We start from the raw sequence: 25,191 nt of genomic DNA, 5'->3' as shown, positions 1-25,191 counted from the left end.
CTAATTGCTCGTGAGGCTTGACCATATAACGCCCAAGGCGTTTGAAAGTTGAATATGTAGATCGATGAGCCCCTGCTGAAGAAGCAAGGTGGCACCGGTTGAAGCTTGTAGCGAACGACAAGACAGGGCAGTACAACAACACTGCTGACAAGAATCTTTTAGATCTCGATTTGTTCCAGTTTTGCCTGGTGACAATAGAGACGTGGAATCATCGCCAGGCACCTAATGATCCCGAAAGGGAGTGAAGAACCCCGGTACCGAAAGGTGTCGGGGTTTTTTGCTTTTATGATTTTGACTTTGGTTATGGCGGCCCGTGTCGAAAGTGGGTTAAATAGCAGCTTATGACTAGCCCGAATTGCGAGATGTGAAATGTACACCGAAGAAGATATTAGACGCCTGGCCTGGCAGAGTCGGCGCGGCATGCTGGAGCTGGATGTGCTGTTCGTTCCTTTTGTGGAGGAGGCGTTTCGCAGTTTGGCCTCAGACGACCAGGATCGTTTTGTGAAGCTTCTTGCCTGCGAGGATCAGGATCTCTTTCTCTGGTTTATGCAGCGGGCAGTTCCGGAGGACCCGGATCTTGCAAGGATCGTCAAGATCATACTCGAGCGCGTTCAGCCCGCTTGAGTTAAGGTTTCGTCCCTCGTTCAGGCTGCCGATAGCCGTCGCTAGCGCTCATCTCGTAGCGCTAGCCTCGATATCCTATGCTGGTTTGCCGCCATTCTCGCGCTCAATATGCGCGATGTTAGTGCTATTCTCGGCCGTTCTCTCTGCTAGGAGTTTTATCCGGCCAGACCCGAGCGAACATGTAATCGGCCTGAGTTGGTTCCCAGATCATAAGCAGCTGTTGCTTGAGCTGGCCAATGGTGAACGGCTGCCGGTCGATGAAATACGTCAGAAGTTGGTCATGCCGGGTGCGACGGTGCTTAGTCTGATTCCGCGAGGCCGGTTTTTGCCGGTATGGTTAATCCTGACCTCCGATCAGGTGAGCGCTGAGGAGTGGCGGCGCCTGGCAATTGCGATCAGGTGGGCTCCTCCGCCTCAGCGAGATGCCTCCGGCCATGGGTAATTGATAGGCGCGAGTATTGTATCTCTGCGCTCCGGTGCGAGATCCGGGTAGTCCAGGGTATAGTGCAATCCTCTACTCTCCTTGCGCAACATGGCGCTACGGATGATGAGTTCAGAAACCGTAGCAAGGTTACGCAGCTCAATCAGATCCCGACTGACTTTGTAGTTACTGTAATACTCGGTGATCTCCTGCTGCAGCAGTTCTATGCGATGCTGGGCTCGCTGTAAGCGCTTGTTGGTTCTGACAATGCCCACGTAGTCCCACATGAAGCGCCGCAGTTCATCCCAGTTATGGGCGATGATGACATCCTCATCGGAATTGGTTACCTGGGATTCATCCCAGCTGGGCACGTCTGGCAGTTGTTGCTGCTCGCCGCACAATGCTTCGCTGATTACTGTTGCGGCAGAACGTCCGTAGACGACGCATTCCAGCAGCGAATTGGATGCCAGACGGTTGGCACCATGCAAACCGGTAAATGCTGTTTCGCCTATAGCGTACAAGCCTTTCAGATCAGTGCGGCCGGCCTGGTCAGTCATTACACCGCCACATGTGTAGTGCGCGGCGGGTACCACCGGAATGGCTTCGCGCGTAATGTCGATGCCATAGCTTAGGCAGCGTTCGTATATCGTCGGGAAGTGGTTGCGAATAAAGTTGGCAGGCCTGTGCGAGATGTCGAGATAGACGTACTCGCAACCCAGGCGTTTCATCTCATGGTCTATAGTGCGCGCGACGATATCTCGAGGGGCCAGCTCCGCTCTTTGATCAAAAGCCGGCATAAAACGTGTACCGTCCGGTAACCGCAGTATCCCTCCCTCACCTCTAACGGCCTCGGAAATCAAAAAGGACTTGGCCTGGGGATGAAAGAGGCATGTGGGGTGAAACTGATTAAACTCCATGTTGGCCACCCGGCAACCGGCGCGCCACGCCATGGCGATGCCATCACCAGTAGATCCGTCAGGGTTACTGGTATACAGGTAGGCTTTGGAGGCACCGCCTGTGGCGAGCACTACGTGGCGTGCTTTGAATACGTCGACATGGCCGGTCATCGAATTCAGAACATAGGCTCCGATACAGGCGTTACTTGGCAGGTGCAGCTTGCGCCTTGTTATCAGGTCTACGGCAATATGATGCTCGCGCAGGTCGATATTGGTTGCCCGGCTGGTTCTTTCTATCAGGGTTTCCTCAACCGCCCGCCCGGTGGCATCACTGGCATGGATGATACGCCGGTGTGAATGTCCGCCCTCTTTGGTGAGGTGGTAGCTTTCCTGTTCCTGGGTAAAGGGTACGCCTTGATCGATCAGCCACTGGATACCGTCGCGGCTGCCCGAAACAGTGTGATTAACGGACTCGGGTCTGCTTAATTCGACGCCTGCTACGAGCGTGTCCTGGATATGGGCGTCAATACTGTCTCCGTCGTCCAATACGGCCGCTATGCCTCCCTGGGCAAACCAGGTTGAGCCGTTTTCTAGCTCGCTTTTGCTGAGGACACAGATGCGCGCAGTGGTCGGGAGGTTAAGCGCCAGAGTGAGTCCCGCCGCTCCACTGCCTACGATCAGGACATCATATTCATGCACACTCATCTACCCGTCAGTTCCTTATATCCAGTACCAAAGTTTTATTATGCACGCTGTTCGCGTGGTGGGGCAGCGTGCAGGGAAAATATTCTCTCTGGCGGGGAACTTAAGCAAGGTCGATTGCTCTTACGTTGTGGATAGGGTCAGTGCAGGATTCTTATTGCAATGCATTAGTTGTGGACGACATACTCTTTGGCTAAGCGCCCGAACTTTTGGGCAGTGTATTGTGAGCGTGATGTGAAGGAATCCCTGTGTCGAATGAGAGTCAGGCCGCTGCTGACCAGAAACTTGTAAAACGAGTACAGGCAGGTGACAAACGCGCCTTCGATCTGTTGGTTAAACAGTATCAGCACAAAATAATCGGTTTGGTAGGTCGCTATGTTTACGATCATAGCGAAGCTCTGGATGTCGCTCAGGAGGCCTTTATCAAGGCCTATCGGGCACTGCCGAATTTTCGTGGTGAGAGCGCTTTTTATACTTGGTTGTACCGTATAGCGATCAACACGGCAAAAAACTATCTGGTGGCGAGGAGTCGGCGTCCTCCGGATAGCGATGTGGATGTATCCGATGCTCATTACCTAGAGGGAGACAATGAGCTGAAGGAGATCGAAACACCCGAAAACAGTTTGTATCGCGATGAGTTGGAACGGGTGGTTAAGCAGACGTTAGATCAGCTGCCCGAGGATTTACGGGTTGCACTGACGTTGAGAGAGTTTGAGGGCATGAGTTACGAGGATATCGCCAGCATTATGGACTGTCCGATCGGTACCGTGCGTTCACGTATATTTCGCGCTCGAGAAGCAATCGACCGAGAGATAAAGCCGCTGCTTGAGCCTTGAGCCGGAACAAATAAAGAATGTGTGTGATTCAACCGCTACTATGCCCTTGCATGTTGAGGAATGAGCCATGAGTGAGTGTAAGGAAGGGCTGTCGGCCCTGATGGATGGTCAGGCCAATGACTTTGAGACCCGGCGGCTACTACAGCAGGTTGGCGAGGATGAGGACCTTGGTCAGACTTGGCGCCGCTATCAGGTCGTTAGGTCGGTACTTAGAGGCGAAGCGTTGGGGTTGTGTCGAGATGATCTGAGCTCAAGGCTTGCGTCCGCCTTGGAGACAGAGCCGCCGCTTCAGGTCTCCTTGGCAGCCAAACGTGATGCTGGCCATGGAATGAGCGGCGTATGGCGTTCGGTTGCCAGTATGGCAGTGGCGGCGTCAGTAACCGCAATCATTATTTTGGGCGCCAATAACTTTGGTACCAGTGATAATGTGCCTGCTTCCTCACAGGCTTCCAGTACCACCCAACTGGCGCCCGCCATACCCATATCCAACGATCTGGTGCGTGCTCAGTTTGGTGATATGGCACGGGTTAGCCCATCATCGAGCCAGCAGTCGGATGTCATTCGGCTTTCTCAGGGCTTGAAGAGTTATATCGATCAACACCATCAGTTACTCAATCTGGGTCAACCTAAATGGCAGACAGCGTGGATTCCTGATGGCTATAAAGCTGTCAGGCATGACATGCTGCCGCACGGAGAGGTGATGATGTACTCCAGCGGAGAGGGCTCGTTTTCCGTGACAGTTGAGCCTCGCCGATATCAACGCTCGACCGAAGGTGTGGCGCAAGCTGATGGCGTGGTCGCGGTGGGACGGCGACAGGGTGATAATTTTGTTACGGTGGTTGGTGATATTCCGCTGATGATTGCAGATCGTATCGCCTCGAATGTGAGGCCGATTAGGTAGTGTCATGATTGAAGAGCTTGTTCATGTCTCTCGTATAGAGGGAGGTGAGGTCTGGATCGAAGCCAGCCGGCAGAGTGCTTGTGCAGCCTGTAGCGCGAAAAAAAGTTGTGGGCAAGGCGCATTGGCCGACTGGATGTCCGGCAGCTCGGTAGAACTCTCCGTTATCAATCCGAACGGCCTGAAGCCGAGTGTCGGTCAGTCCGTAGTGGTTGGTTTGGAGGAGGGGAGCCTGATCAAGGCCTCGATGTTGATATACTTGGTGCCACTCATCTTGCTTGTCGTGGTAGCGCTGATTGCCCGAGCTTTCGGGGCGGGGGAGGGCTTCCAAATTTTGGCTGCTGTTGCAGGGTTGGTTGCGGGCTTTGTGGGGGTTAACTGGTATACCTCTCGTCCTGTTGAGGATGGCAGTTGTTATCAGCCAGTACTTCTGCGACTTGCCTGACGCTGATGTATGTTCATAGAGATATTCGAGAGCGCAATGAACTCAAAATTGAAGATTAAGAGTCTCGGAATTCTTTCGCTATCCTATTTGATACTGCTGATGACGCCTTTGGTTCAGGCATCCTCGTCGCTGCCGGATTTTACGGAGTTGGTCGAGGAGTCTTCACCGGCAGTCGTCAATATCAGTACCGTGCAGGCGACGGAGTCTGAGCGTAACTCTCCGCTAGGTCAGTTTGGTGCGCCGGATGCCGAGGATATCCCTGAAATATTCCGTCATTTCTTCCGGAACTTGCCTGAGATGGAGCCCCGGCCGAAGCGTGCCCCGCAGTCGCTGGGGTCGGGATTCATCATTTCCGGCGATGGTTATGTGCTGACCAACAATCATGTTGTGCAGGGCGCGGAGCGGGTTCTGGTCCGGTTAAATGACCGGCGCGAGTTGGAGGCCAGAATTGTCGGCACCGATGAGCGTTCGGACGTAGCACTGCTGAAAATAGAGGCTGAAGATCTTCCCGTTGTTAAGGTGGGTAAGGCCCGTGATCTCAAGGTTGGTGAGTGGGTGCTCGCTATCGGCTCACCCTTCGGTTTCGATCATACTGTCACAGCGGGAATTGTCAGTGCCAAGGAGCGTGCCCTGGCAAACGAGACCTATGTGCCATTTATTCAGACCGATGTGGCGATCAACCCCGGTAACTCCGGTGGTCCCCTGTTTAACCTGGACGGTGAGGTCGTGGGTATCAACTCCCAGATCTACACCCGTTCAGGAGGGTTTATGGGCCTGTCCTTCGCCATCCCCATCGATGTGGCAATGGATGTCGCGGAGCAGCTCAAAAGTCAGGGGCATGTCAGCCGTGGTTGGCTGGGCGTGATTATTCAGGAGGTCAACCGTGATCTGGCCGAGTCGTTCGGGCTCGACAAGCCCGCCGGTGCGCTGGTCGCCAAGGTGTTACCGGACAGCCCGGCTCAGGCAGCAGGGCTGCTCGAAGGGGATGTGATCACTGCATTCAACGGACGCAGTATTGCGCTATCTTCAGATCTGCCGCACCTGGTTGGTAGAGTAAAGCCGGGTACCGAGGCCGAGATGGATGTGATCAGGGATGGGCAGCGGAAGTCGATCAAAGTGGTGGTCGGTCTGTTGCCTGATGAAGGCCAGGAGTTGGCTAATCTATCGCCGGTAGAGCCGGCGACAGTGAACCGTCTGGGTCTTAAGGTTGAACCTCTTGCCGAGCCTTATCGTGAGAAGTGGAATGTCCGCTCAGGCGTCATGGTCACCGAGGTGGCAGATGGCGCTGGAGCACGTGCGGGAGTGGTAGCCGGTGACGTGATTACCATGCTCAACGGCATTCAGATTGAAACCGCCGAACAGTTCGGCGAAGTGGTGGACGAGCTGCCAACGGATCGCTCGGTGCCGATGAGAATCGTGCGTCGCGGCAGTCCTCTGTTTATACCGCTGAAGCTGGCTCAAAACTAAGAGCGTAAAAGGGGGGCGAGAGTCCCCTTTTTCATTGCAGTGAAGTTCACATTACGTGCTGTGTAAAGGGAAATACGGTAAACTGCTGCGCTTCTTGTAACGCCGTTCTCCGTCGTCAGTTCGAACCGAGTAGCCCTATTGTGAGCAAGCTGGACCATATACGTAATTTCTCAATTATCGCCCATATCGATCATGGTAAATCGACCTTGGCCGATCGTCTGATACAGATCTGTGGCGGGCTGTCGGAGCGGGAGATGGCCGCGCAGGTCCTCGATTCCATGGATATCGAGCGTGAGCGCGGTATCACAATCAAGGCCCAGAGCGTCACCCTTAACTACACCGCGAACAACGGCAGCACCTACCAGCTCAATTTCATCGATACCCCGGGGCACGTCGATTTCTCCTACGAGGTATCGCGGTCGCTGTCGGCATGCGAGGGGGCCCTGCTAATTGTCGATGCGGCGCAGGGGGTTGAGGCGCAGTCCGTTGCGAACTGCTACACCGCGATCGAGCAGGGGCTGGAGGTGCTGCCAGTCCTGAATAAGATGGATCTCCCTCAGGCTGAACCCGAGCGTGTTCGGCATGAGATAGAGGAGGTGATCGGCATCGACGCCACCGACGCTATCGCCTGCTCGGCGAAGACCGGTATGGGTATCGAGGATGTGCTGGAAGCGCTGATCAAGGTGATTCCGGCTCCGGAAGGCGACGTGGACGCACCGCTGCAGGCGCTGATTATCGATTCCTGGTTCGACAATTATCTGGGCGTGGTCTCCCTGGTGCGCGTCAAGCAGGGCACGCTGAAGAAGAAAGACAAGATCCTGGTGAAGTCCACCGGTCAGACTCACCAGGCTGAACTGGTGGGGATCTTCACACCGAAGCAGACAGAGACCGGTATGCTGCGTGCGGGCGAGGTGGGTTTTGTCGTCGCCGGTGTCAAGGATATTCATGGCGCGCCGGTCGGCGATACGCTTACGCATGCGAAAACGCCGGATGTGGCCAGTTTGCCCGGCTTTAAACGTATACAGCCTCAGGTTTACGCTGGTCTGTTCCCGACCAGTGCGGATGACTACGAGGATTTTCGTGACGCGTTGGATAAGTTGACGTTGAACGATGCCTCGCTGTTCTTCGAGCCGGAGACATCTGATGCCTTGGGCTTTGGTTTCCGCTGCGGCTTCCTCGGCATGTTGCACATGGAGATCATCCAGGAGCGGCTTGAGCGTGAGTACGATCTGGATCTGATCACCACTGCGCCGACGGTAGTGTACGAGGTCGAGATGGGGAATGGTGAGGTCGTCTATATCGACAGTCCGTCCAAATTACCGGATCCCGGCGCAATCAAAGAGATGCGTGAGCCCATCGTCGAGGCCAATATTCTCGTTCCCCAGGACCACCTCGGTTCTGTGATCGGTCTCTGTGTCGAAAAACGCGGGATGCAGAAAAACATGCAGTTTGTCGGTAGTCAGGTTCAGCTGAGCTATGAGCTGCCGATGGCTGAAGTGGTGCTCGATTTCTTCGATCGACTGAAATCGGTCAGTCGCGGTTATGCCTCTCTTGAGTACAGTTTTAAACGCTTCGATCCGGCCAAGCTGGTGCGCATGGATATACTGATCAACGGCGAAAAGGTGGATGCTTTGGCTGTGATCCTGCACCGGGATAACGCGCTGTACCGCGGTCGTATCCTGTGTGAGAAGATGAAAGAGCTTATTCCACGGCAGATGTTCGACGTTGCGATCCAGGCCGCGTTGGGCGGTAAGATCATCGCGCGGACCACGGTTAAGGCGCTACGCAAGAACGTGTTGGCCAAGTGTTATGGCGGTGATGTCAGCCGCAAGAAGAAGCTGCTCGCGAAGCAGAAAGAGGGTAAGAAACGGATGAAGCAGGTGGGTCGGGTCGAAATACCCCAGGATGCCTTCCTCGCTGTACTGAAAGTGGATAGCTGAGGCTAAGGATGAATTTCGATTTTGCCCTGATTCTGGTGCTGGCAACGTTCGTTACCGGTGTGCTCTGGTTGTTAGATATGTTGGTGTTCGTGCCCCGGCGGCGGCTGCGATTGGCGGAAGCCGAACTAAAGGCGGGGGGCGCCCTGCCGGAAGAGGCGCGCAAGCAACTGATACAACCGAGTGGCTGGGCTGACCTGTCGCGTTCCATGTTCCCGGTTCTCGGGCTCGTGTTGTTGCTGCGTTCGTTTCTCTATGAGCCCTTCCAGATCCCTTCCGGCTCGATGCTGCCCACATTGCAGGTGGGTGACTATATCCTGGTCAATAAATATCACTACGGGCTGCGTCTACCAGTGTTGAATACCAAGTTCCTGCCGCTTGATGAGCCCCAGCGCGGGGATGTGGTTGTCTTCAAGTATCCGGAGCAGCCGAGCATCAATTACATCAAGCGTGTGGTTGGATTGCCCGGGGATGTCGTGACCTATAGTGACAAGGTGGTCTATATAAATGGCGAGGCACAGAGTCAGTCATTACTGGCTCAGCTACCCCCGTTAAGTCCGGAGCGGCTGCTGGTCAAGGAGACGCTCGGCGAAGCGGAGCACGAGATCTATCGCGACATTGGGCGACCCACGCTGAATGCTCAGTGGACGGTGCCGGCCGGGCACTATTTTGTTATGGGCGATAACCGTGATAACAGCAACGATAGCCGTTACTGGGGCTTCGTACCGGATGAGCTTTTGGTTGGCAAGGCGGTAGCGGTCTGGATGCATTGGTCAGAGCTGCTGAGCTTGCCGGACTTCGGTGCAGTTCGTTCAATCAAGTAAAGGAGAACAGGATGCGCGGATACAGGTGCGGAGAACAGGGTGCTTCCATACTGGCGACATTGATCGTGATTATGGTAGCAGGCGTGTTTTTTACCGTCGGTTTCAAGCTTTATACGCCCTACATGGACCATTGGACGATCAAATCGATTGTGGAGAACGTGACGCTTGATCAGGATGAACTCAAAAAACCTATACCTGAAATTAAGCGCGATCTGGATCGTCGCTTCGGGATCAACCAGGTGCGCCTGCCCGAGCGTGAATCACTGAAGATCAAGCTCGAAGAGGGGGTGCTCCACTTCGATCTGGATTACGAGACACGTGTGCCGATGTTTTATAACGTCGATGCCGTGGTGGTATTTAAAGAGCACTTTGAAGTTACGAAACCTTGATAAAACCTATAGATGAGCTGGCACGTCGGTTGGGACACGATTTTTCAGATCCCGGCCTGTTCGAGCTAGCGTTGACCCACCGTAGTTGCGGCAAACGCAACAACGAGCGTCTCGAGTTTCTTGGCGACTCTATCCTGAACTTCGTTATTGCGGAGGCGCTGTACCACAAGTTTCCAGCCGCGCGTGAAGGCCAGATGAGCCGGTTGCGCGCGCGTCTGGTGAAGGGCGAAACCCTGTCCGAAATCGCGCGCGAACTGAATATCGGCGACTATCTGCGCCTGGGTTCGGGCGAGTTGAAAAGTGGCGGATTTCGCCGTGACTCGATATTAGCGGACGCTGTTGAAGCGATTATTGGCGCTATTTACCTCGACACCGATCTGTCCTGCGTGCGTGAGTTTATACTGAAATGGTTCGAGTCCCGTTTGCAGGAGCTGGATCTGAACGAGACGCTGAAGGATTCAAAGACACGTCTGCAGGAGTTTCTCCAGTCCCGTCGCGAAGCGCTGCCCAATTACGAGTTGCTGTCGGTCGAGGGCGAAGCTCATGCGCAGACCTTCCGTATCCGTTGTGAGGTGTCGCTACTCGAAAGCCCGACTGAGGGTGTGGGGAGCAGTCGTCGGCAGGCTGAGCAGGAAGCTGCACGCGCCGCATTGACCGCCTTGGAAATTAGTGGAGGCAAAGCATGAGTGAGCACCTCGACAATGAGCTGGGCGGTGAACAGCGCTGCGGTTATGTCACCATCGTCGGACGTCCGAATGTGGGTAAGTCCACTCTGATGAACCGGATTCTCGGACAGAAGCTCAGTATTACCTCGAAAAAGCCGCAGACCACCCGGCATCAGATACTGGGTATCAAGACCGAAGATGACTTGCAGGTTATCTATGTCGATACCCCGGGACTGCATATCGATGATAAGGGGCGGGCGCTGAACCGCTACATGAACCAGACGGCATCCGAGGCGTTGCGTCACGTTGATGTGATCGTGTTTATCGTCGACCGTACCGCCTGGACGGAGGAGGACGAGGCGGTTCTCGAGAAGCTGAAGTTTGCTCGCTGCCCGGTGATTCTGGCGGTCAACAAGGTGGACCTGCTCAAGGATAAGGGGGTCCTGCTACCCCAGCTGGAGCAACTTTCAGCAAAGCTTGAATTTGCTGAAATCGTGCCTGTTTCGGCCGAAAAAGGGCATAACGTCACTCACCTTGAAGAGGTAGTCGAGCGTTACATTCCGCAGGGCGTCCATCTCTACCCTGAGGACCAGATTACCGATCGTAGCTCGCGCTTCGTCGCGGCGGAGCTGGTTCGAGAGAAGCTGATGCGTAATCTCGGCGACGAAGTGCCCTATGGCACCACCGTCGAGATCGAGGAGTTCCGCCATGAGGGGGGGCTGCTGACGATCAGTGCGTTGATCCTGGTCGAACGTGAAGGGCAAAAGCGGATCGTTATCGGCAACAAGGGCGAAGTGTTGAAAGGGATAGGGCGTGATGCGCGCCAGGATATGGAGCGCATGTTTGATTGCAAGGTCATGCTCAATCTCTGGGTAAAGGTAAAGCGAGGCTGGGCGGACAATGAGCGTGCGCTGCACAGCCTGGGTTACCGACACGAGTGAGTTTGATCCATGAGTCAAAGGGTCGAGTCATCGGCGGGTTACGTACTGCATAGCCGGCCCTACCTCGAAAGCAGTCTGCTGGTTGACCTGTTGACCCTTGAGCATGGCCGCATAAGTGTGGTCGCGCGCGGTGCGCGTCGGCCGCGTTCCCGTTTGCGTTCATCGCTTCAGCCCTTTCAGGCGCTGCAACTGGGCTGGCACGGGCGTCATGAACTGAAGAATCTGGGCGCAGTCGAAGGTGTGGAGGTACAACCGCCACTTGGTGGCACGGCGCTGCTGTGCGGCCTCTATGTCAACGAGCTTCTGCAGCGTCTTTTGCAGCCTGAGGAGCCCTGCCCGCGGCTTTTCCTATACTACCGATACGTGCTCAACGAGCTGCAACTGGGCCAGGATATCGAGGGTGCCTTGCGTACCTTCGAACATCAGTTGCTGGATGAGCTAGGTTTCGGGCTGGGGCTGGCGGGGCTGGATGCCCGAATGACCTATAGCTTCCTGCCGCAGCGCGGGCTGGTGCCCGCAGTAGAGGGCATGTATCGCTATTCGGGACAACATCTACTGGCCATCGCCGAAGACAGATATGAGGACGTGGAGGTACGTCGCAGCGCCAAGCGCTTGATGCGTGAAGCACTTGCGGAACTGCTCGGAGAGCGTCCGTTGAACAGCCGTCTATTATTCACAAGAATAAAGGAGTAACCCGTGGTAGACCCCAACCGCCTTCTGCTGGGCGTCAATATCGACCATATCGCCACACTGCGTCAGGCGCGTGGCACCCGTTATCCCGATCCGGTACACGGTGCGCTGCTGGCAGAAGAGGCTGGCGCCGATGGCATAACCGTCCATCTGCGGGAAGATCGCCGTCATATCCAGGAGCGGGATGTGCGCGTGCTGGCCGAGGTACTCAATACGCGGATGAATCTGGAGATGGCTGTCACCGAGGAGATGCTCGCCTTTGCCGAGGAGATCCGCCCCGCTCATGTCTGCCTGGTGCCGGAAAAGCGCGAGGAGCTAACGACCGAGGGCGGCCTCGATGTCAGCGGTCATTTTGACGAGGTCGCTGCTGCTTGCCGCCGATTGAGTGCCGCGGGTAGCGAAGTGTCGCTGTTTATCGATCCGGAGCCGAGTCAGATTGAGGCGGCAGCGCGCTGCCAGGCGCCGGTCATTGAGCTTCACACCGGCGCCTACGCCGACGCCGAAACGCCGGATCGTCAACGAGCTGAGCTCGAACGGCTGAAGCTGGCGGCACGCAGGGCACGGGAGCTTGGTCTGATCGTCAATGCCGGGCATGGCCTGCACTATCACAATGTGGAGGCCGTCGCGGAGATTCCCGAGTTGCATGAGCTCAATATCGGCCATGCCCTGATCGCGCATGCCCTCTTTGTCGGGATCAAGCAGGCCGTCGTAGAGATGCGTGACCTGATGGATCGCGCTCAGCAGCGGGTACAGGCACAGCGGGATGCCGTACGGCGATGATCGCAGGCCTGGGCACCGACATTGTGGAGATCGCGCGTATCGAGGCGGCGTTGGAGCGTACGCCTCGGTTGGCGCAGCGAATACTGACCGAGGCTGAATTGGTATATTTCGAGCAGTCGAACATGCCGGCTCGCTTTCTGGCCAAACGTTTTGCGGCGAAAGAAGCAGCGGTTAAAGCTCTGGGTACCGGCATCGCAAAGGGGGTCGGTTGGCATCAGCTCAGCATTTACCATGCCGATAGCGGCAGACCCTTGCTGGAACTCAGTGGACGAGCCGCCGAGATCGCCGACACCCTCAATATTTCCGGCTGGCACCTTTCCTATAGCGATGAACAGCATTACGTGGTCGCCACCGTTATCGCAGAAGCCTTCTCCTAACTGGCAAGCGGTTTGCTAATTACCCCTGAGCAGGGGGCTATTAACCTCTTGCCTGTAGAAGTTGCGACAATGAACAGGGCCGTTGCCACCAGGCCGGGTCGGTTGTGGCGTTTAAGGCTGACTGCTATGATCGTGATCCTCATATATGGGTATAAAATCACTTTTTTATATTCCATATTGTTATTTAAACCTCTTCATGAGTCATAACGATGTCTGTGCATTATCCGACCATCGCCGACTGTGTCGGTCATACGCCGCTGGTTCGTTTGCAGCGGATCCAAGCTGCGAACGACAACATTGTCCTCTGCAAGTTGGAAGGTAATAACCCGGCAGGCTCGGTCAAGGATCGGCCCGCGCTGAGCATGATTACCCTGGCCGAGGAGCGCGGCGAGATCAAGCCGGGCGACACCTTGATCGAGGCGACCTCGGGCAATACCGGTATCGCATTGGCGATGGCTGCTGCAATCAAGGGCTATCGCATGAAGTTGATCATGCCCGATAACATGAGTGAGGAGCGCAAGGCTGCGATGACGGCCTATGGGGCGGAGTTGATCACCGTGACCCAGGCCGAAGGGATGGAGCGTGCGCGGGATCTTGCGCTGGAGATGCAGGCAGCAGGAGAGGGGCGTGTATTGGACCAGTTCTCCAACCCCGACAATCCGGAAGCGCACTACCGTACGACAGGGCCGGAGATCTGGCAGCAGACCCAGGGCACGCTGACCCATTTTGTCAGTTCCATGGGCACCACGGGGACCATCATGGGCACCTCCCGTTACCTGAAAGAGATGAACCCGGAGATAGAGATTGTCGGCCTGCAGCCGAAGGAGGGCTCCCAGATACCGGGGATCCGGCGCTGGCCTGAGGCTTATCTACCCAGCATATATGACGCTGCGCGGGTCGACCGGGTGATCGATATCACCCAACAGGATGCCGAAAACTGCATGCGTGAGCTGGCACGGCGCGAAGGGATCTTCTGTGGCGTGAGTTCCGGTGGCGCCGTGGCCGGCGCTTTGCGTCTTGCCGAAGAGGTGAGCGGGGCCACCATCGTATGCATTATTTGCGACCGAGGAGATCGTTACCTGTCGACAGGTGTTTTCAACGCTTGACCCTCCGTGGCAGCTGTGGAGCAAAGGCTCTAAGCTGATAAAGAGGTGAACTTACTCGCTTGGCAGAGTCATAGAGATTAGAATAAGCCGCCGGCAGCCAGGGAGGTGAACGGCGGGCAGATCCCGTGGCGCTCTGGTTGCTGCTTTGTGGCGGTGCGCGAGCGCGGTTTGAATATGGGTCTGTTGTGGTAGTTATGGCGACGGCAGAAGCGCGAGACAGGAGTGGTATGACTCCATGGTAAAAGTTCGAGAAGACCACCCGATTCGGGAAGATGGTAGCGTAGATCTGGATCTCTGGCTGGAACGTCTGCAGGAACAGGTTAAGCTGGTCGACCCCGCACAGGTGTGTAAAGCTTGTGAAGTAGCGCGTCAGGCGCAAGCCGATGTGCCCCCCGAGGAGGACTCCTGGGGTTCTAATACGCTGGGCAGTTTCCTGACCGGTCTGGAGATGGCCCAGATCCTCGCTGAGCTGCAGCAGGATCAGGAAACCCTGGTTGCCGCGATTCTCTATCGTGCCGTGCGTGAACATAAACTTGCGCTGGAGCGCGTGCGCAAGGAGTTCGGTGCGACCATCGCCCAACTGATCGACGGTGTGCTGCAGATGGCCGCTATCGGTTCACTGAAAAATCCCCGCAGCGAAGCGAATGTCCTGGGTACCGGTGCCACGCAGGTGGATAACCTGCGCAAGATGCTGGTGGCGATGATCGACGATGTGCGCGTGGCGCTGATCAAGATCGCCGAACGCACCTGTGCCATCCGTGGCGTCAAGGATGGCTCGCGCAAGAAACGCTACCTGGTCGCGCGGGAGGTGTTCGATATCTACGCGCCACTGGCGCACCGGCTTGGCATCGGTCACATCAAATGGGAGCTTGAAGATCTCTCCTTCCGCTACCTCAAGCCGAACGACTACAAGCATATAGCGCGCCTGCTCGATGAGCGTCGGCTCGATCGCCAGTTGTATATCAATGAGGCGGTAGAACTGCTGCGCTCGCGTCTCAAGGACGCCAGTATCGACGGCCAGGTCATGGGGCGGGCCAAACACATCTACAGTATCTGGCGCAAAATGCAGCGCAAGAACATCGAGTTCAGCCAGGTCTACGACGTGCGCGCGGTGCGCATCCTGGTGCCCGAGATTCGCGACTGTTACACCGTGCTGGGTATCGTGCACGGCTTGTGGCGCAACATTGCGCACGAATTTGACGACTATATCGCCTCGCCCAAACCCAACGGCTACCGTTCCCTGCACACCGCCGTATTCGGACCCGAGGGCAAGGTGCTTGAGGTACAGATCCGCACCTTCACCATGCATGAAGAGGCCGAGCTGGGCGTGTGTGCCCATCACCTCTACAAGGGCACCGACACCCGCTCGCGCCGGGACGGCTATGAGGAGAAGATCTCCTGGTTGCGTCAGGTACTGGAGTGGCATGACGAACTGGGCGATAGCGAAACCTTCGGTGAGATGCTGCGTGGCGATGCGGTACAGGATAGGGTCTACGTCTTTACTCCCGATGGCCACGTGGTCGACCTGCCCAACGGCGCGACTCCGGTGGACTTTGCCTATCGCGTGCATACCGAGATCGGCCATCGCTGCCGTGGCGCCCGCATCAATGGGCGTATAGTGCCGTTGAACCGGCAGTTGAAGACCGGTGATCAGGTCGAGGTCCTGACCGGCGAAGAGCGGCCGCGGCGCGACTGGCTCAACTCCAACCTGGGCTATGTCACCACCTCACGGGCTCGTGCCAAGGTGGCGCACTGGTTCAAGCTCCAGGCCAAGGACCAGAACGCCGATGCCGGGCGGGATATGGTGCTGCGCGAGTTTCGCCGACTGGCGATCGATGCGCACCAGGTCGACATGCAGACGGTTGCCCATAACCTCCATTTCAAACAGGGCGAGGATATGTACGCTGCTGTCGGGGCGGGGGATCTGCGGCTATCGCAGATCGTCAATGAAGCCCAGCGGCAGGTGGAAGCCGATGAACCCGAGGAACAGCTGGACCTGGCACTGCCCAGCGGAGTTTCGGATGAACCGCGCAAGGGCGGTAGCGGCGTGCGGATACAGGGTGTCGGCAACCTGCTGACCACCGTCGCGTCCTGCTGTAAACCCGTGCCGGGAGATCCGATCATGGGCTATATCACCCAGGGTCGTGGCGTGTCGATCCATCGCGAGGATTGCAGCAATCTGCTGGCCCTGCGCGACCAGGAGCCAGACCGGGTTATCGGTGTGGACTGGGGCGATGAAGAGAGTACGAAATACCCGGTCGATATCTCGATTGAGGCGTTCGATCGCTCCGGTTTGCTGCGCGACGTGATGATGGTGCTGGCCAATGAGCATATCAACGTGCTGGCGGCCAATACTGCCACCGACCGCAAGAGTAATGTGGCCCGGCTGTCGTTGACGATCGAGATCGCCCGTCTCGATCTGCTCGGGCGGGTGATGGACAAGATCAACCAGATCCAGAACGTGATGGATGTACATAGGGAGCGGCGGGGTAGCCGCTCGTGAGTTACAGCCTCGACGACCTGATCTTTCTGATGCAGCGTCTGCGTGATCCCCAGTCGGGCTGTCCCTGGGATCTCGAACAGAGCTATGCGTCGATCGTGCCGCATACACTGGAAGAGGCGTACGAGGTGGCCGACACCATCGAGCGCGAGGACTGGCCCCACCTGCAGGATGAACTCGGTGATCTGCTGTTCCAGGTGATCTTCTACGCCCGCCTGGCCGAGGAGGAGCAGCGCTTCGATTTTCATGCCATCGTCGACCAGCTGGTGGCCAAGCTCCTGCGTCGTCACCCGCATGTGTTTCCGGATGGGACGTTGCGTGGCGGGCGGCGACAGGGGGAGATCGCCACGGCGGAGATCGGTGAGCGCTGGGAGTCGATCAAGCAGCAGGAGCGTGATGCCAAGGCTCGCCCGGGTGTGCTCGATGAGATCCCCCTGGGGCTGCCGGGCTTGAGCCGTGCCGCCAAGCTACAGAAGCGCGCCTCCAAGGTCGGCTTTGACTGGCGTGAAGCGCTGCCGGTACTGGATAAGATCGAGGAGGAGATCGCCGAGCTGCGCGAGGCGATTCTGGCCGGTAAACAGCAGGAGATCGCCTCCGAGATGGGCGATCTGCTGTTCGTGCAGGTCAACCTGGCCCGCCACCTTAATGTGGATCCCGAACAGGCGATCCGTGCCACCAACGCCAAGTTCGAACGCCGTTTTCGCTACATCGAACAGCAGGTCAACAACGCCGGCGGTGACTGGTCTGGTTTCAGTCTCGAGCAGCTAGACAGCTGGTGGGACGAGGCTAAGGCGAGGGGACTCTAAGGATTGCCGTGTCGCGTAAGCTGATCTTCACAGTCGCGCTGTCACTGATTCTGGCACTGGCAGCGCTGAGTTGGCAGCGTATCGGTGAGCAGACCGCGAAACTGGAACAAAACGGTTTCCATATCTCCGAGAGGCTGGGCGGCAGTCCGCAGTTGCTGATTGATGGCAAGGGCAGACGACTGGCACTGGTCGGTCCCGGGGGATACGAAGAGTTCCCTTTCAGTGAGCTCCACAGTACCGAGCTCGGTTTCGATGCCCATCGCGAGACCGAGGACAACTTCCGTATCGAGCTTATGTTGCGCGAAAGCCGCCTGCGGCAGGTAAAATTCGGCTCCGAGTGGGAAGCGCGGCAGGCGCTGGAAAGGTTGCAGCGCATTGTGAACGCCCCGTGACGGAACTATAGCAGGGGTTGGCAGCGCGCTTCTTTGGGGTAGGATGGCAGGAAACCTCTTGATGAAGGGAGCCATCCATGAGTGATCTGCACGAAGACCTGCGTGATGACGTACGCATGCTCGGTGAGAGTCTGGGGCGAACCATCTCCAGCGACTTGGGGCCGAAATTTCTCGAACAGGTAGAGCACATACGCCAGTTGGCCAAGGCTGGTCGTAATCAGGAGCGGCCTGAGCACCAGCAACTGCTCGACGCGCTCGGTGAGCTGCATGAGGATGAGGTGCTGCCGGTGGCGCGTGCGTTCACTCAGTTTCTGAACCTGGCCAATATCGCCGAGGAGCACCACCGGGTACGCCGTCGCCTGGACAATGCCGCCATTCAGGAAACTCCCGATGAGTTGCAGGATCTCCTTACCCGTCTGCAAAAGCAGGGTTATAGCGCCGATCATTTGATCGAGACGCTGAAGGCGCTCAATATCGATCTGGTCCTGACCGCCCACCCCACCGAGGTCAATCGTCGTACCCTGATCCAGAAATATGACGGCATTACGGAGTGCCTGAAGCAGCTTGACCGTGGCGCGCCCTGTCAGACCCGTGTCGATGAGTTGATCAACCAGATCTGGCATACCGACGAGATTCGTAAACAGCGGCCGACGCCGGTCGATGAGGCCAAGTGGGGCTTCGCGGTGCTCGAAAACTCGCTCTGGTCGGCGGTTCCCCGTTTCCTCAGACGCTTGGATACCGAGCTTCGTGCCTCCCTTGGCCGGGGGCTGCCGCTGGACTGCTGCCCGGTGCGTTTCTCCTCCTGGATGGGCGGCGATCGTGACGGCAATCCTAATGTCACCGCCGAGGTGACCCGGGAAGTGCTGTTGCTGGCGCGCTGGGAGGCGCTTGATCTGTATATCCGCTCCGTCGACGAACTGCGCAGCGAGCTGTCGATGTTCAGGGCCAGTGCCGAGATGAAGGCGGTGGTCGGCGAGGTGGATGAGCCCTACCGCACACTGCTTGGCTCTCTCAAGCATGATCTGCTGATCACCCGGGAGGGGATGGAGTCGCAACTGGACGGTTATGTCCCTGAGTCGCCTCTGCCAATCATGCGGCGGGAGCAACTGTTGGCGCCTCTCCAGCTGTGCCACCGCTCCTTGATCGAGTGCGGCATGGCCAGCATCGCCGCCGGTAAACTGGAAGACCTGATCCGCCGGGTAGCCTGCTTCGGATTGACCATGGTGCGTCTGGACATCCGCCAGAACGCCGAGCGCCATGCGGCGGTGATGGATGAACTCACCGGATTTTACGGCCTGGGCCGATATACCCAATGGAGTGAAGCCGACAAGCAGGCGTTCCTGCTGCGTGAGCTGAACTCCCGACGGCCGTTGCTGCCGAGGCAGTGGGACCCCAGCGCGGAGGTACAGGAGGTGTTGGACACCTGCCGTGTCGTCGCTGACACCGATCCGTTGGCGTTGGGTTCATACGTCATCTCCATGGCCAGTCAGCCATCGGATGTACTGTCGGTGATACTACTGCTTAGAGAGCAGGGTATAGACCATAATCTAAAGGTGGTGCCGCTGTTCGAAACGTTGGATGACCTGGACAACGCCAGCACCTGCATGGAAGCGCTGTTTGAAATCGATTGGTACCGCAGCTATGCCAATGGCGAGCAGGAGGTGATGATCGGCTACTCCGACTCGTCCAAGGATGCCGGCCAGTTGGCAGCAGCCTGGGGGCAGTTCCGTGCGCAGGAAGCGTTGACCGCTGTCTGTGCCAAATACCAGGTAAAGCTAACCCTGTTCCACGGTCGCGGCGGTACGGTGGGGCGTGGCGGCGGTCCCAGCCATACCGCAATCCTGGCGCAGCCGCCGGGTTCGGTTGCCGGCAGCCTGCGCGTGACCGAGCAGGGCGAGATGATAAGGTTCAAGTTTGGCGTACCGGAGTTGGCGATTCGCAACTTGGAGCTGTACACCGGCGCTGTGCTGCAGGCAACGCTGGCGCCCGATCCCGCGCCGGATGGCGAGTGGCGGGAGGAGATGGACAGTCTGGCCGCCGCAGGACTGACCTCCTATCGTGCCGTGGTCAGGGAGGATCCCCAATTTGTTCCCTACTTCCGCAGTGCGACCCCGGAGCAGGAGCTGGCCAAGCTGCCGCTGGGTTCCCGTCCGGCCAAGCGACGGGCCGATGGCGGAGTCGAGTCGCTGCGTGCGATACCCTGGATCTTCGCCTGGACCCAGATTCGGCTGATGTTGCCGGCTTGGTTAGGATCGGATAGCGCCCTGGGCGCGGCTATCGACAAGGGGGAGCTGCCCCGCTTGCAGAATATGTATCGCAACTGGCCCTTTTTCCGCACCTATATCGATATGCTGGAAATGGTGTTGGCGAAAAGCGATATCAGCATCTCGGCATACTATGAACATCGCCTGGTTTCCCCTGAACTGGCCACGTTGGGGTCAAACCTGAGGTCGCGCCTGCTTAACGCGGTAGAGCAGGTTAAGCAGGTCAAGAGTGTCAAGCAGCTGCTCGATCAAAACCCGGTTATTCGTCAGTCGATTGATGTACGTAACCCCTATATCGATCCGCTGCACTTCCTGCAGGCTGAGCTTCTGTACCGTGACCGTAATCAGCCGGATCAGCGGTTGGAACAGGCGCTGATGGTGACGATGGCGGGGATTTCCGCCGGCATGCGAAACACCGGATAGAGGCGGGCGGACAGGATAAGTTGAACTGCTAGTGCTTGATGGCGTACTCTGGTCGTTTCGGCCTGACCAACGCAGCCGGATTGTTAGTGCTAATGTCGAATTGTGGCAGGCTTAGGGTCGGGCTAAGGTCTCTATCTAAAAGAAAGACTGAGACAATAACAATATAGCAACCGCATCTGTGGCCGGGCGACGGGCGGCTCTGGGCAACACAGTCAGGTTCACGAATTCAGTTTCACAGGCTTACAGCAATTATCAGGAGAAAACCCTCTCATGCGTATTATTCTTCTTGGCGCTCCAGGTGCCGGTAAGGGGACTCAGGCTCAGTACATCACCGAAAAGTTCGGCATTCCACAGATCTCTACCGGTGACATGCTGCGCGCTGCCGTCAAGGCGGGCACCCCTCTGGGTCTGCAGGCTAAAAAGGTGATGGATGAGGGTGGGTTGGTCTCCGACGACATCATCATCGGATTGGTGAAGGAGCGGATTGCGCAAGCGGATTGCGCCAAGGGCTTTCTGTTCGACGGCTTCCCGCGCACCATCCCTCAGGCAGATGCGCTGAAGGACGCCGGCGTGATCATCGACGCCGTGGTCGAGATCGATGTTGCTGATGAAGAGATCATCAAGCGCATGAGCGGCCGTCGTGTTCACCCCGGTTCCGGACGTACCTATCACGTCATCTACAATCCGCCCAAGGTGGAAGGCAAGGATGATGTCACCGGCGATGATCTGGTACAGCGTGATGACGATCAGGAAGATACTGTACGCGCGCGTCTGAAGGTCTACCATGACCAGACCGAGCCGCTGATCAGCTACTACCGTGGTTGGACCGAAGAGGATCCGGCCAGCGCACCCAAGTATATCTATGTGCCGGGTGTCGGTAGTGTTGACGATATCCGCGACAAGGTATTTGACGGTCTGGCTTAACGCTCAGTCGTTTAAACCTTTCTCAGTTAAACAGGCCGCAACGACGGCCTGTTTTCGTTTCGGGCTATTTCAGCCTCTGGTGTGACAAACCGCGCCTAAGCCTGTCGGCTACCGACAGGTAGATAGGGCGCTGGGATTTCGATGTCATTTTAGTGATAATGTGCGCCTTTATTTTGGGCTCACCGACCGTCACGGGGTTGTCATGAAAGCGGATATCACCTTCGGCATCCACGCCGTCAGCGCACTGCTCAAACAGGATCCAGGACGGGTGCGTCGCTTATTGCTGGTGCAGGGCCGGCTCGATAAGCGACTGCAATCGTTGGTGAGCGATGCGGAGCAGGCGGGAATCCCGATTAAGCAGGTTCCTCGCGCCAAGCTCGACGAACTTGCCCAGGGTGTGCATCAGGGGGTGGTCGCGGAAACCTCTGCGCTGCAGGCCGGCAATGAGCAGGATCTGGAGCGGCTGCTCGACGGGCTGGAAGGGTTGGGCAAACCGGTTCTGCTATTGGTGCTGGATGGAGTTACGGACCCGCATAACCTGGGCGCCTGCCTGCGTACCGCCGATGCTGCCGGTGTGCAGGCGGTAATCGCACCGCGCGACAAGTCGGCACCACTCAACGCCACCGCGATCAAGGTGGCCTGCGGGGCAGCGGAATCGGTGCCCTATATCCAGGTGACCAATCTGGCCCGTACCCTGCAGCTGCTGCAGCAATACGGTGTCTGGATAACCGGTACTGCGGGCGAGGCCGATGCAGACTTGTATGAAGCGGATCTGACCGGACCGCTGGCGCTGGTGATGGGCGCGGAGGGCAAGGGGATGCGCCGGCTGACTCGAGAGCACTGCGACCAGCTGATCCGCATACCGATGGCGGGCGATGTCAGTAGCCTGAACGTTTCCGTTGCGACCGGCGTGTGCTTATTCGAGATTGTTCGCAGAAGGCGAACGTCACTCTAGGATGCCTTATCAATCGACAGGATGTCAGATATGCCCAGCCGATTTCTCTGTGACCAGTGCCGCAGCTTGAGTGCAAGGGCGCAGCCGCTGCCTGCGCACAGCGGTCTGCGACCGATGCTTGAGTTGGAGGGGGGCTGGCTCTATCGCTGTCGCCACTGCGGTGCATTTGCTACCGCGCCCGCTGACAGCCGTTCCGGCTGGAGCCTCAATGTTCATGGTCAGGCCGTGCCGCCCGGTTCGATGGATTAGCTGTTCAGCAGTTCGGCGACACGCTGGGCGATCATCGCCTCCTCATTGGTGGGTATCACCCTTACCTGTACCTGTGATCCCCTCGCGTCAATACGCTCGGCGTGGGCCGCATTGGCTGCGGAGTCTATAGCCACACCTAGCCAGCTGCAGCGAGCAAGAATACGCGCGCGGACATCGGCATCGTTTTCGCCGACACCGCCGGTGAAAACGAGTTGTTCCAGCCCCTCCAGCGCCGCACTCAACCGGCCGATTTCCAGTGCGGCACGGTAGCAGAACAGGTCGATCGCCTCCTCTGCGGCCGGTGAGTCGGACTGATGCAGAGCGATCATGTCGGAGCTGATTCCAGACACACCGAGCCAGCCGCTCTGCTTGTAGATCAGGGTTTCGATCTGGTCCAGATCCATCTGCTGCTCGCGCATCAGGTAGAGCAGCACACCGGGATCCAGATTGCCGCAGCGACTGCCCATCGGCAGTCCGTCCACGGCGGTGAAACCCATGGAGCTGGCAATGGAGCGCCCCTCCTTGATCGCGCACATGCTGGCGCCGGCACCGAGATGGCAGACCACGGTGTTCAGTTGGCCGCAGCCGCGAGTCTGCAACTGATGCTGGATGTAGTCGTAGGAGAGGCCGTGGAAGCCATACTTGTGCACACCGGCGTCGCTCAACTCACGCGGGATGGCATAAAGGCGCTCGAGCCGGGGCTGCCGGCTGTGGAACATGGTGTCGAAACAGCCGATCCGCGGTATATCCGGTGCCAGTGAACCACAGGCCTCCAGCAGTCGCAGATTATAGGGTTGGTGCAACGGGGCCAACGGAATATAGCGGCGCAGCTGTTCCAGCTCGGCGTCGCCGATCTCGATCGGCGCGCTGTACTGGTCGCCGCCATGCACGATGCGGTGGCCGGTGGCGATCAGGCGCACTTCGCTCAAGTGCTGATCGAGCCAGTTCAATACATGCTTGAGTGCCGCCTGGTGGCGCTGTTCCAGATCGATGGTGCTGAAGTCCAGATCCTGATGCTCCAGTGGTGCATCGACCTCGTCCATGATGTCGAAACGCGCCGCGTCGCCGAGCAGGTTACCCAGCTTCAGATGGTAGAGGCAGTGCAGGCCATCGTGCTTGAGGGTGTAAAGGCCACACTTAAGACTCGAGGAGCCCCCGTTCACGGTCAGGATGGTATCCATCGGTTCAGACCTCCCGCTCTAAGTGCAGTACCATATGGGACGCCAGTGCGCAGGATGCCAAGCGCCCCAGGGTTCCCTCTGCACGGCTGGTCAGGATGATCGGGACCCGCGCTCCCACGGCGATACCGGCTGACTTGGCATTGGCCAGGTAGATCAGCTGTTTGGCGATCATGTTGGCCGATTCCAGGTCGGGGGCCAGCAGGATATCGGCCTCGCCGGAGACCGGGGAGTTAATATGCTTGTCGAGGGCTGCCTGGCGGGAGATAGCGTTATCAAAGGCCAGCGGGCCATCGATGATACCGCCGGTGATCTGGCCGCGATCGGCCATTTTGCACAGGGCGGCGGCATCGATGGTGCTGGGCATGTTGGGTTTCACCTTTTCCACCGCAGCGAGTACCGCGACTTTCGGCTCGGTATTGCCAAGCGAGCGGCAAAACTCTATCGCGTTCTGCACGATATCACGCTTGGTTATCAGGTCCGGCTCCACATTAATCGCGGCGTCGGTAATGACCAGTGGTTTGTGATAGTTGGGTACATCGAACACGAATACATGGCTCAAGCGGCGTTCCGTGCGTATGCCCCGGGTCTTGTGTACCACCGCGCCGAGTAGCTCCGACGTACCCAGGCTGCCCTTCATCAGCGCTTCGGCTTCGCCCATGCGTACCAGCTCGCAGGCGCGTTCGGCCGCCATATGGCTGTGTTCGGTGGCAATGATCCGGTACGGTGAAAGGTCAATCCCTTCGGCGTCGGCGGCGGCTTGTATCTTGTGTGCGGGACCCACCAATAGCGGCTCGATCAGACCCTGCTCGGCCGCTTCAATGGCGCCACGCAGGCTGTTGTGATCGACCGGATGCACCACGGCGGTACGGATCGGACGGGCGCGCCGGGCCTGCTCGATGTAAAACTCCAGCTGGTCATGTGCCGGTGGTTGGCCGGTGGTGATGGTCGCCATGCGGTGCTCTCCCTGATCAGTGCTGAGCGCTAGTGTAGTCGTACGATATTACTGAATTATAGTGCGATGCAGCAAAGGGCAGACGGAACCCGGGTGTGAGATCCCCGGGTCAGGGTAGGAGGGTCAAACCGGAGTCTTGAGCGTCTCCTGATAGGGCGGCCAGCCCATCGGTTTGCCACCCAGAAGATGAAGGTGCAGATGGAAGACGGTTTGTCCGCCATGGCTGTTGCAGTTCAGTACGGTACGGAATCCATCCTCAGAAAAACCCTCTTGCTGGGCGATCTTGCCCGCCGCCTGCACCAGGTGGCCGACCAGCTCGCGGTCGTTGTCGGCAATGTCGTTGACCGTGGCAATATGTTTACGCGGTATGACCAAGGCGTGGAAGGGGGCCTGAGGGTTGATGTCCCGGAAGGCGATTACCTGGTCATCCTGATACAGGATCTCGGCCGGGATCTCTCCATCGACGATTTTGCAGAACAAGCAGTCCATCGTTATCTCTCGGGTTGCTGATTTGAAAGGGTCCAGTATAGCCAGCGCCGTTGCGCCA

26 protein-coding genes are annotated in these 25,191 nt (G+C 57.7%); 22 read left to right on the top strand and 4 right to left on the bottom strand.

All coding sequences use genetic code 11. The features are described from left to right. The first annotated feature begins 369 nt into the window (after positions 1-369). Together IEX40_RS07045 and IEX40_RS22260 are read left to right on the top strand one after the other, a co-directional pair. Positions 370-624 (top strand): FAD assembly factor SdhE, encoded by a 255-nt coding sequence (locus tag IEX40_RS07045; RefSeq protein WP_188746641.1) that lies wholly within the window; start codon positions 370-372, stop codon positions 622-624. Continuing rightward, positions 512-1,066: a protein YgfX gene (locus IEX40_RS22260; RefSeq protein ID WP_373286475.1), complete on the top strand. Its 555-nt coding sequence runs from the start codon at positions 512-514 to the stop codon at positions 1,064-1,066. Before IEX40_RS07045 ends, IEX40_RS22260 begins: the two co-directional genes overlap by 113 nt. On the opposite strand, the gene nadB is transcribed toward IEX40_RS22260, so the two are convergent. Then, positions 1,039-2,646 (bottom strand): L-aspartate oxidase, encoded by a 1,608-nt coding sequence (gene nadB / locus IEX40_RS07040; protein ID WP_188746640.1) that lies wholly within the window; start codon positions 2,644-2,646, stop codon positions 1,039-1,041. The two genes, IEX40_RS22260 and nadB, sit on opposite strands and share 28 nt — an antisense overlap. 245 nt (positions 2,647-2,891) lie before the next feature. Between nadB and rpoE the strand changes: the two genes are divergently transcribed. The 20 genes from rpoE to IEX40_RS06940 all read left to right on the top strand — a co-directional run bounded on the left by rpoE (position 2,892) and on the right by IEX40_RS06940 (position 22,511). Continuing rightward, positions 2,892-3,479, top strand: a complete 588-nt coding sequence (gene rpoE / locus IEX40_RS07035; RefSeq protein ID WP_188746638.1) for an RNA polymerase sigma factor RpoE — start codon at positions 2,892-2,894, stop codon at positions 3,477-3,479. A gap of 67 nt (positions 3,480-3,546) precedes the next feature. Beyond that, a complete protein-coding gene (locus IEX40_RS07030) occupies positions 3,547-4,380 on the top strand; it encodes a MucB/RseB C-terminal domain-containing protein (RefSeq protein WP_188746636.1) in 834 nt (277 codons plus the stop codon). A gap of 4 nt (positions 4,381-4,384) precedes the next feature. Continuing rightward, a complete protein-coding gene (locus tag IEX40_RS07025; protein ID WP_188746635.1) occupies positions 4,385-4,822 on the top strand; it encodes a SoxR reducing system RseC family protein in 438 nt (145 codons plus the stop codon). A gap of 99 nt (positions 4,823-4,921) precedes the next feature. Continuing rightward, positions 4,922-6,289, top strand: coding sequence for a DegQ family serine endoprotease (locus IEX40_RS07020; RefSeq protein WP_308421594.1), 1,368 nt, complete (start codon positions 4,922-4,924; stop codon positions 6,287-6,289). A gap of 140 nt (positions 6,290-6,429) precedes the next feature. Beyond that, positions 6,430-8,229 (top strand): translation elongation factor 4, encoded by a 1,800-nt coding sequence (lepA, locus tag IEX40_RS07015; RefSeq protein ID WP_188746630.1) that lies wholly within the window; start codon positions 6,430-6,432, stop codon positions 8,227-8,229. 8 nt (positions 8,230-8,237) lie between these two features. Then, the gene (gene lepB, locus IEX40_RS07010) at positions 8,238-9,050 is read left to right on the top strand and encodes a signal peptidase I (RefSeq protein WP_188746628.1); all 813 of its coding nucleotides are present in this window, start codon (positions 8,238-8,240) and stop codon (positions 9,048-9,050) included. Positions 9,051-9,061: 11 nt separating this feature from the next. After that, positions 9,062-9,439: a DUF4845 domain-containing protein gene (locus IEX40_RS07005; protein ID WP_188746626.1), complete on the top strand. Its 378-nt coding sequence runs from the start codon at positions 9,062-9,064 to the stop codon at positions 9,437-9,439. Then, complete coding sequence (rnc, locus tag IEX40_RS07000; protein ID WP_188746623.1) at positions 9,436-10,125, top strand: ribonuclease III; 690 nt, start codon at positions 9,436-9,438, stop codon at positions 10,123-10,125. The genes IEX40_RS07005 and rnc overlap by 4 nt, the downstream gene beginning before the upstream one ends. Beyond that, positions 10,122-11,045 carry a GTPase Era gene (gene era / locus IEX40_RS06995; protein ID WP_188746622.1) on the top strand — a complete coding sequence of 308 codons (924 nt, stop codon included), beginning with the start codon at positions 10,122-10,124 and terminating at the stop codon, positions 11,043-11,045. The genes rnc and era overlap by 4 nt, the downstream gene beginning before the upstream one ends. A 9-nt stretch (positions 11,046-11,054) precedes the next feature. Further along, on the top strand, positions 11,055-11,738 hold the full coding sequence (gene recO / locus IEX40_RS06990) for a DNA repair protein RecO (protein ID WP_188746619.1): 684 nt from the start codon (positions 11,055-11,057) through the stop codon (positions 11,736-11,738). Between the two features lie 3 nt (positions 11,739-11,741). After that, the gene (gene pdxJ, locus IEX40_RS06985; RefSeq protein WP_188746617.1) at positions 11,742-12,515 is read left to right on the top strand and encodes a pyridoxine 5'-phosphate synthase; all 774 of its coding nucleotides are present in this window, start codon (positions 11,742-11,744) and stop codon (positions 12,513-12,515) included. Beyond that, entirely contained in the window at positions 12,512-12,892 is a 381-nt protein-coding gene (gene acpS / locus IEX40_RS06980) for a holo-ACP synthase (protein ID WP_188746615.1), read from the top strand. The genes pdxJ and acpS overlap by 4 nt, the downstream gene beginning before the upstream one ends. A gap of 209 nt (positions 12,893-13,101) precedes the next feature. Further along, positions 13,102-13,998: a cysteine synthase CysM gene (cysM, locus tag IEX40_RS06975; protein ID WP_188746613.1), complete on the top strand. Its 897-nt coding sequence runs from the start codon at positions 13,102-13,104 to the stop codon at positions 13,996-13,998. A gap of 235 nt (positions 13,999-14,233) precedes the next feature. Further along, positions 14,234-16,501: a GTP diphosphokinase gene (relA, locus tag IEX40_RS06970; protein WP_188746611.1), complete on the top strand. Its 2,268-nt coding sequence runs from the start codon at positions 14,234-14,236 to the stop codon at positions 16,499-16,501. Beyond that, complete coding sequence (gene mazG, locus IEX40_RS06965) at positions 16,498-17,304, top strand: nucleoside triphosphate pyrophosphohydrolase (RefSeq protein WP_268235768.1); 807 nt, start codon at positions 16,498-16,500, stop codon at positions 17,302-17,304. Before relA ends, mazG begins: the two co-directional genes overlap by 4 nt. Before the next feature lie 8 nt (positions 17,305-17,312). Next, complete coding sequence (locus IEX40_RS06960) at positions 17,313-17,696, top strand: hypothetical protein (RefSeq protein ID WP_188746609.1); 384 nt, start codon at positions 17,313-17,315, stop codon at positions 17,694-17,696. Positions 17,697-17,773: 77 nt separating this feature from the next. Next, a complete protein-coding gene (gene ppc / locus IEX40_RS06955) occupies positions 17,774-20,383 on the top strand; it encodes a phosphoenolpyruvate carboxylase (RefSeq protein ID WP_188746607.1) in 2,610 nt (869 codons plus the stop codon). A gap of 270 nt (positions 20,384-20,653) precedes the next feature. Beyond that, positions 20,654-21,307, top strand: coding sequence for an adenylate kinase (adk, locus tag IEX40_RS06950; RefSeq protein ID WP_188746605.1), 654 nt, complete (start codon positions 20,654-20,656; stop codon positions 21,305-21,307). A gap of 202 nt (positions 21,308-21,509) precedes the next feature. Next, on the top strand, positions 21,510-22,262 hold the full coding sequence (gene rlmB / locus IEX40_RS06945) for a 23S rRNA (guanosine(2251)-2'-O)-methyltransferase RlmB (protein WP_188746603.1): 753 nt from the start codon (positions 21,510-21,512) through the stop codon (positions 22,260-22,262). A 30-nt stretch (positions 22,263-22,292) separates the two neighbouring features. Continuing rightward, the gene (locus IEX40_RS06940; RefSeq protein ID WP_188746601.1) at positions 22,293-22,511 is read left to right on the top strand and encodes a hypothetical protein; all 219 of its coding nucleotides are present in this window, start codon (positions 22,293-22,295) and stop codon (positions 22,509-22,511) included. Here the strand turns inward: IEX40_RS06940 and IEX40_RS06935 are convergent. The 3 genes from IEX40_RS06935 to IEX40_RS06925 all read right to left on the bottom strand — a co-directional run bounded on the left by IEX40_RS06935 (position 22,508) and on the right by IEX40_RS06925 (position 25,133). Next, on the bottom strand, positions 22,508-23,692 hold the full coding sequence (locus tag IEX40_RS06935; RefSeq protein ID WP_188746599.1) for an acetate/propionate family kinase: 1,185 nt from the start codon (positions 23,690-23,692) through the stop codon (positions 22,508-22,510). The genes IEX40_RS06940 and IEX40_RS06935 overlap by 4 nt on opposite strands. Before the next feature lie 4 nt (positions 23,693-23,696). Continuing rightward, positions 23,697-24,644: a bifunctional enoyl-CoA hydratase/phosphate acetyltransferase gene (locus tag IEX40_RS06930; protein ID WP_188746597.1), complete on the bottom strand. Its 948-nt coding sequence runs from the start codon at positions 24,642-24,644 to the stop codon at positions 23,697-23,699. Between the two features lie 123 nt (positions 24,645-24,767). Next, entirely contained in the window at positions 24,768-25,133 is a 366-nt protein-coding gene (locus tag IEX40_RS06925) for a histidine triad nucleotide-binding protein (RefSeq protein ID WP_188746595.1), read from the bottom strand. Positions 25,134-25,191: the final 58 nt, after the last annotated feature.

Origin of the sequence: Marinobacterium zhoushanense, assembly GCF_014641945.1 — a bacterium.
GTDB lineage: Bacteria > Pseudomonadota > Gammaproteobacteria > Pseudomonadales > Balneatricaceae > Marinobacterium_D > Marinobacterium_D zhoushanense.
This window is presented reverse-complemented; position numbering and strand designations above follow the sequence as displayed.

Coding starts and splice junctions, on each gene's coding strand:
- IEX40_RS07045 (WP_188746641.1), top strand. CDS start 370: ATGTACACCGAAGAAGATATTAGACGCCTGGCCTGGCAGAGTCGGCGC.
- nadB (WP_188746640.1), bottom strand. CDS start 2,646: ATGAGTGTGCATGAATATGATGTCCTGATCGTAGGCAGTGGAGCGGCG.
- IEX40_RS07030 (WP_188746636.1), top strand. CDS start 3,547: ATGAGTGAGTGTAAGGAAGGGCTGTCGGCCCTGATGGATGGTCAGGCC.
- IEX40_RS07025 (WP_188746635.1), top strand. CDS start 4,385: ATGATTGAAGAGCTTGTTCATGTCTCTCGTATAGAGGGAGGTGAGGTC.
- IEX40_RS07020 (WP_308421594.1), top strand. CDS start 4,922: ATGACGCCTTTGGTTCAGGCATCCTCGTCGCTGCCGGATTTTACGGAG.
- lepB (WP_188746628.1), top strand. CDS start 8,238: ATGAATTTCGATTTTGCCCTGATTCTGGTGCTGGCAACGTTCGTTACC.
- IEX40_RS07005 (WP_188746626.1), top strand. CDS start 9,062: ATGCGCGGATACAGGTGCGGAGAACAGGGTGCTTCCATACTGGCGACA.
- era (WP_188746622.1), top strand. CDS start 10,122: ATGAGTGAGCACCTCGACAATGAGCTGGGCGGTGAACAGCGCTGCGGT.
- recO (WP_188746619.1), top strand. CDS start 11,055: ATGAGTCAAAGGGTCGAGTCATCGGCGGGTTACGTACTGCATAGCCGG.
- acpS (WP_188746615.1), top strand. CDS start 12,512: ATGATCGCAGGCCTGGGCACCGACATTGTGGAGATCGCGCGTATCGAG.
- cysM (WP_188746613.1), top strand. CDS start 13,102: ATGTCTGTGCATTATCCGACCATCGCCGACTGTGTCGGTCATACGCCG.
- relA (WP_188746611.1), top strand. CDS start 14,234: ATGGTAAAAGTTCGAGAAGACCACCCGATTCGGGAAGATGGTAGCGTA.
- ppc (WP_188746607.1), top strand. CDS start 17,774: ATGAGTGATCTGCACGAAGACCTGCGTGATGACGTACGCATGCTCGGT.
- adk (WP_188746605.1), top strand. CDS start 20,654: ATGCGTATTATTCTTCTTGGCGCTCCAGGTGCCGGTAAGGGGACTCAG.
- rlmB (WP_188746603.1), top strand. CDS start 21,510: ATGAAAGCGGATATCACCTTCGGCATCCACGCCGTCAGCGCACTGCTC.
- IEX40_RS06940 (WP_188746601.1), top strand. CDS start 22,293: ATGCCCAGCCGATTTCTCTGTGACCAGTGCCGCAGCTTGAGTGCAAGG.
- IEX40_RS06935 (WP_188746599.1), bottom strand. CDS start 23,692: ATGGATACCATCCTGACCGTGAACGGGGGCTCCTCGAGTCTTAAGTGT.
- IEX40_RS06930 (WP_188746597.1), bottom strand. CDS start 24,644: ATGGCGACCATCACCACCGGCCAACCACCGGCACATGACCAGCTGGAG.
- IEX40_RS06925 (WP_188746595.1), bottom strand. CDS start 25,133: ATGGACTGCTTGTTCTGCAAAATCGTCGATGGAGAGATCCCGGCCGAG.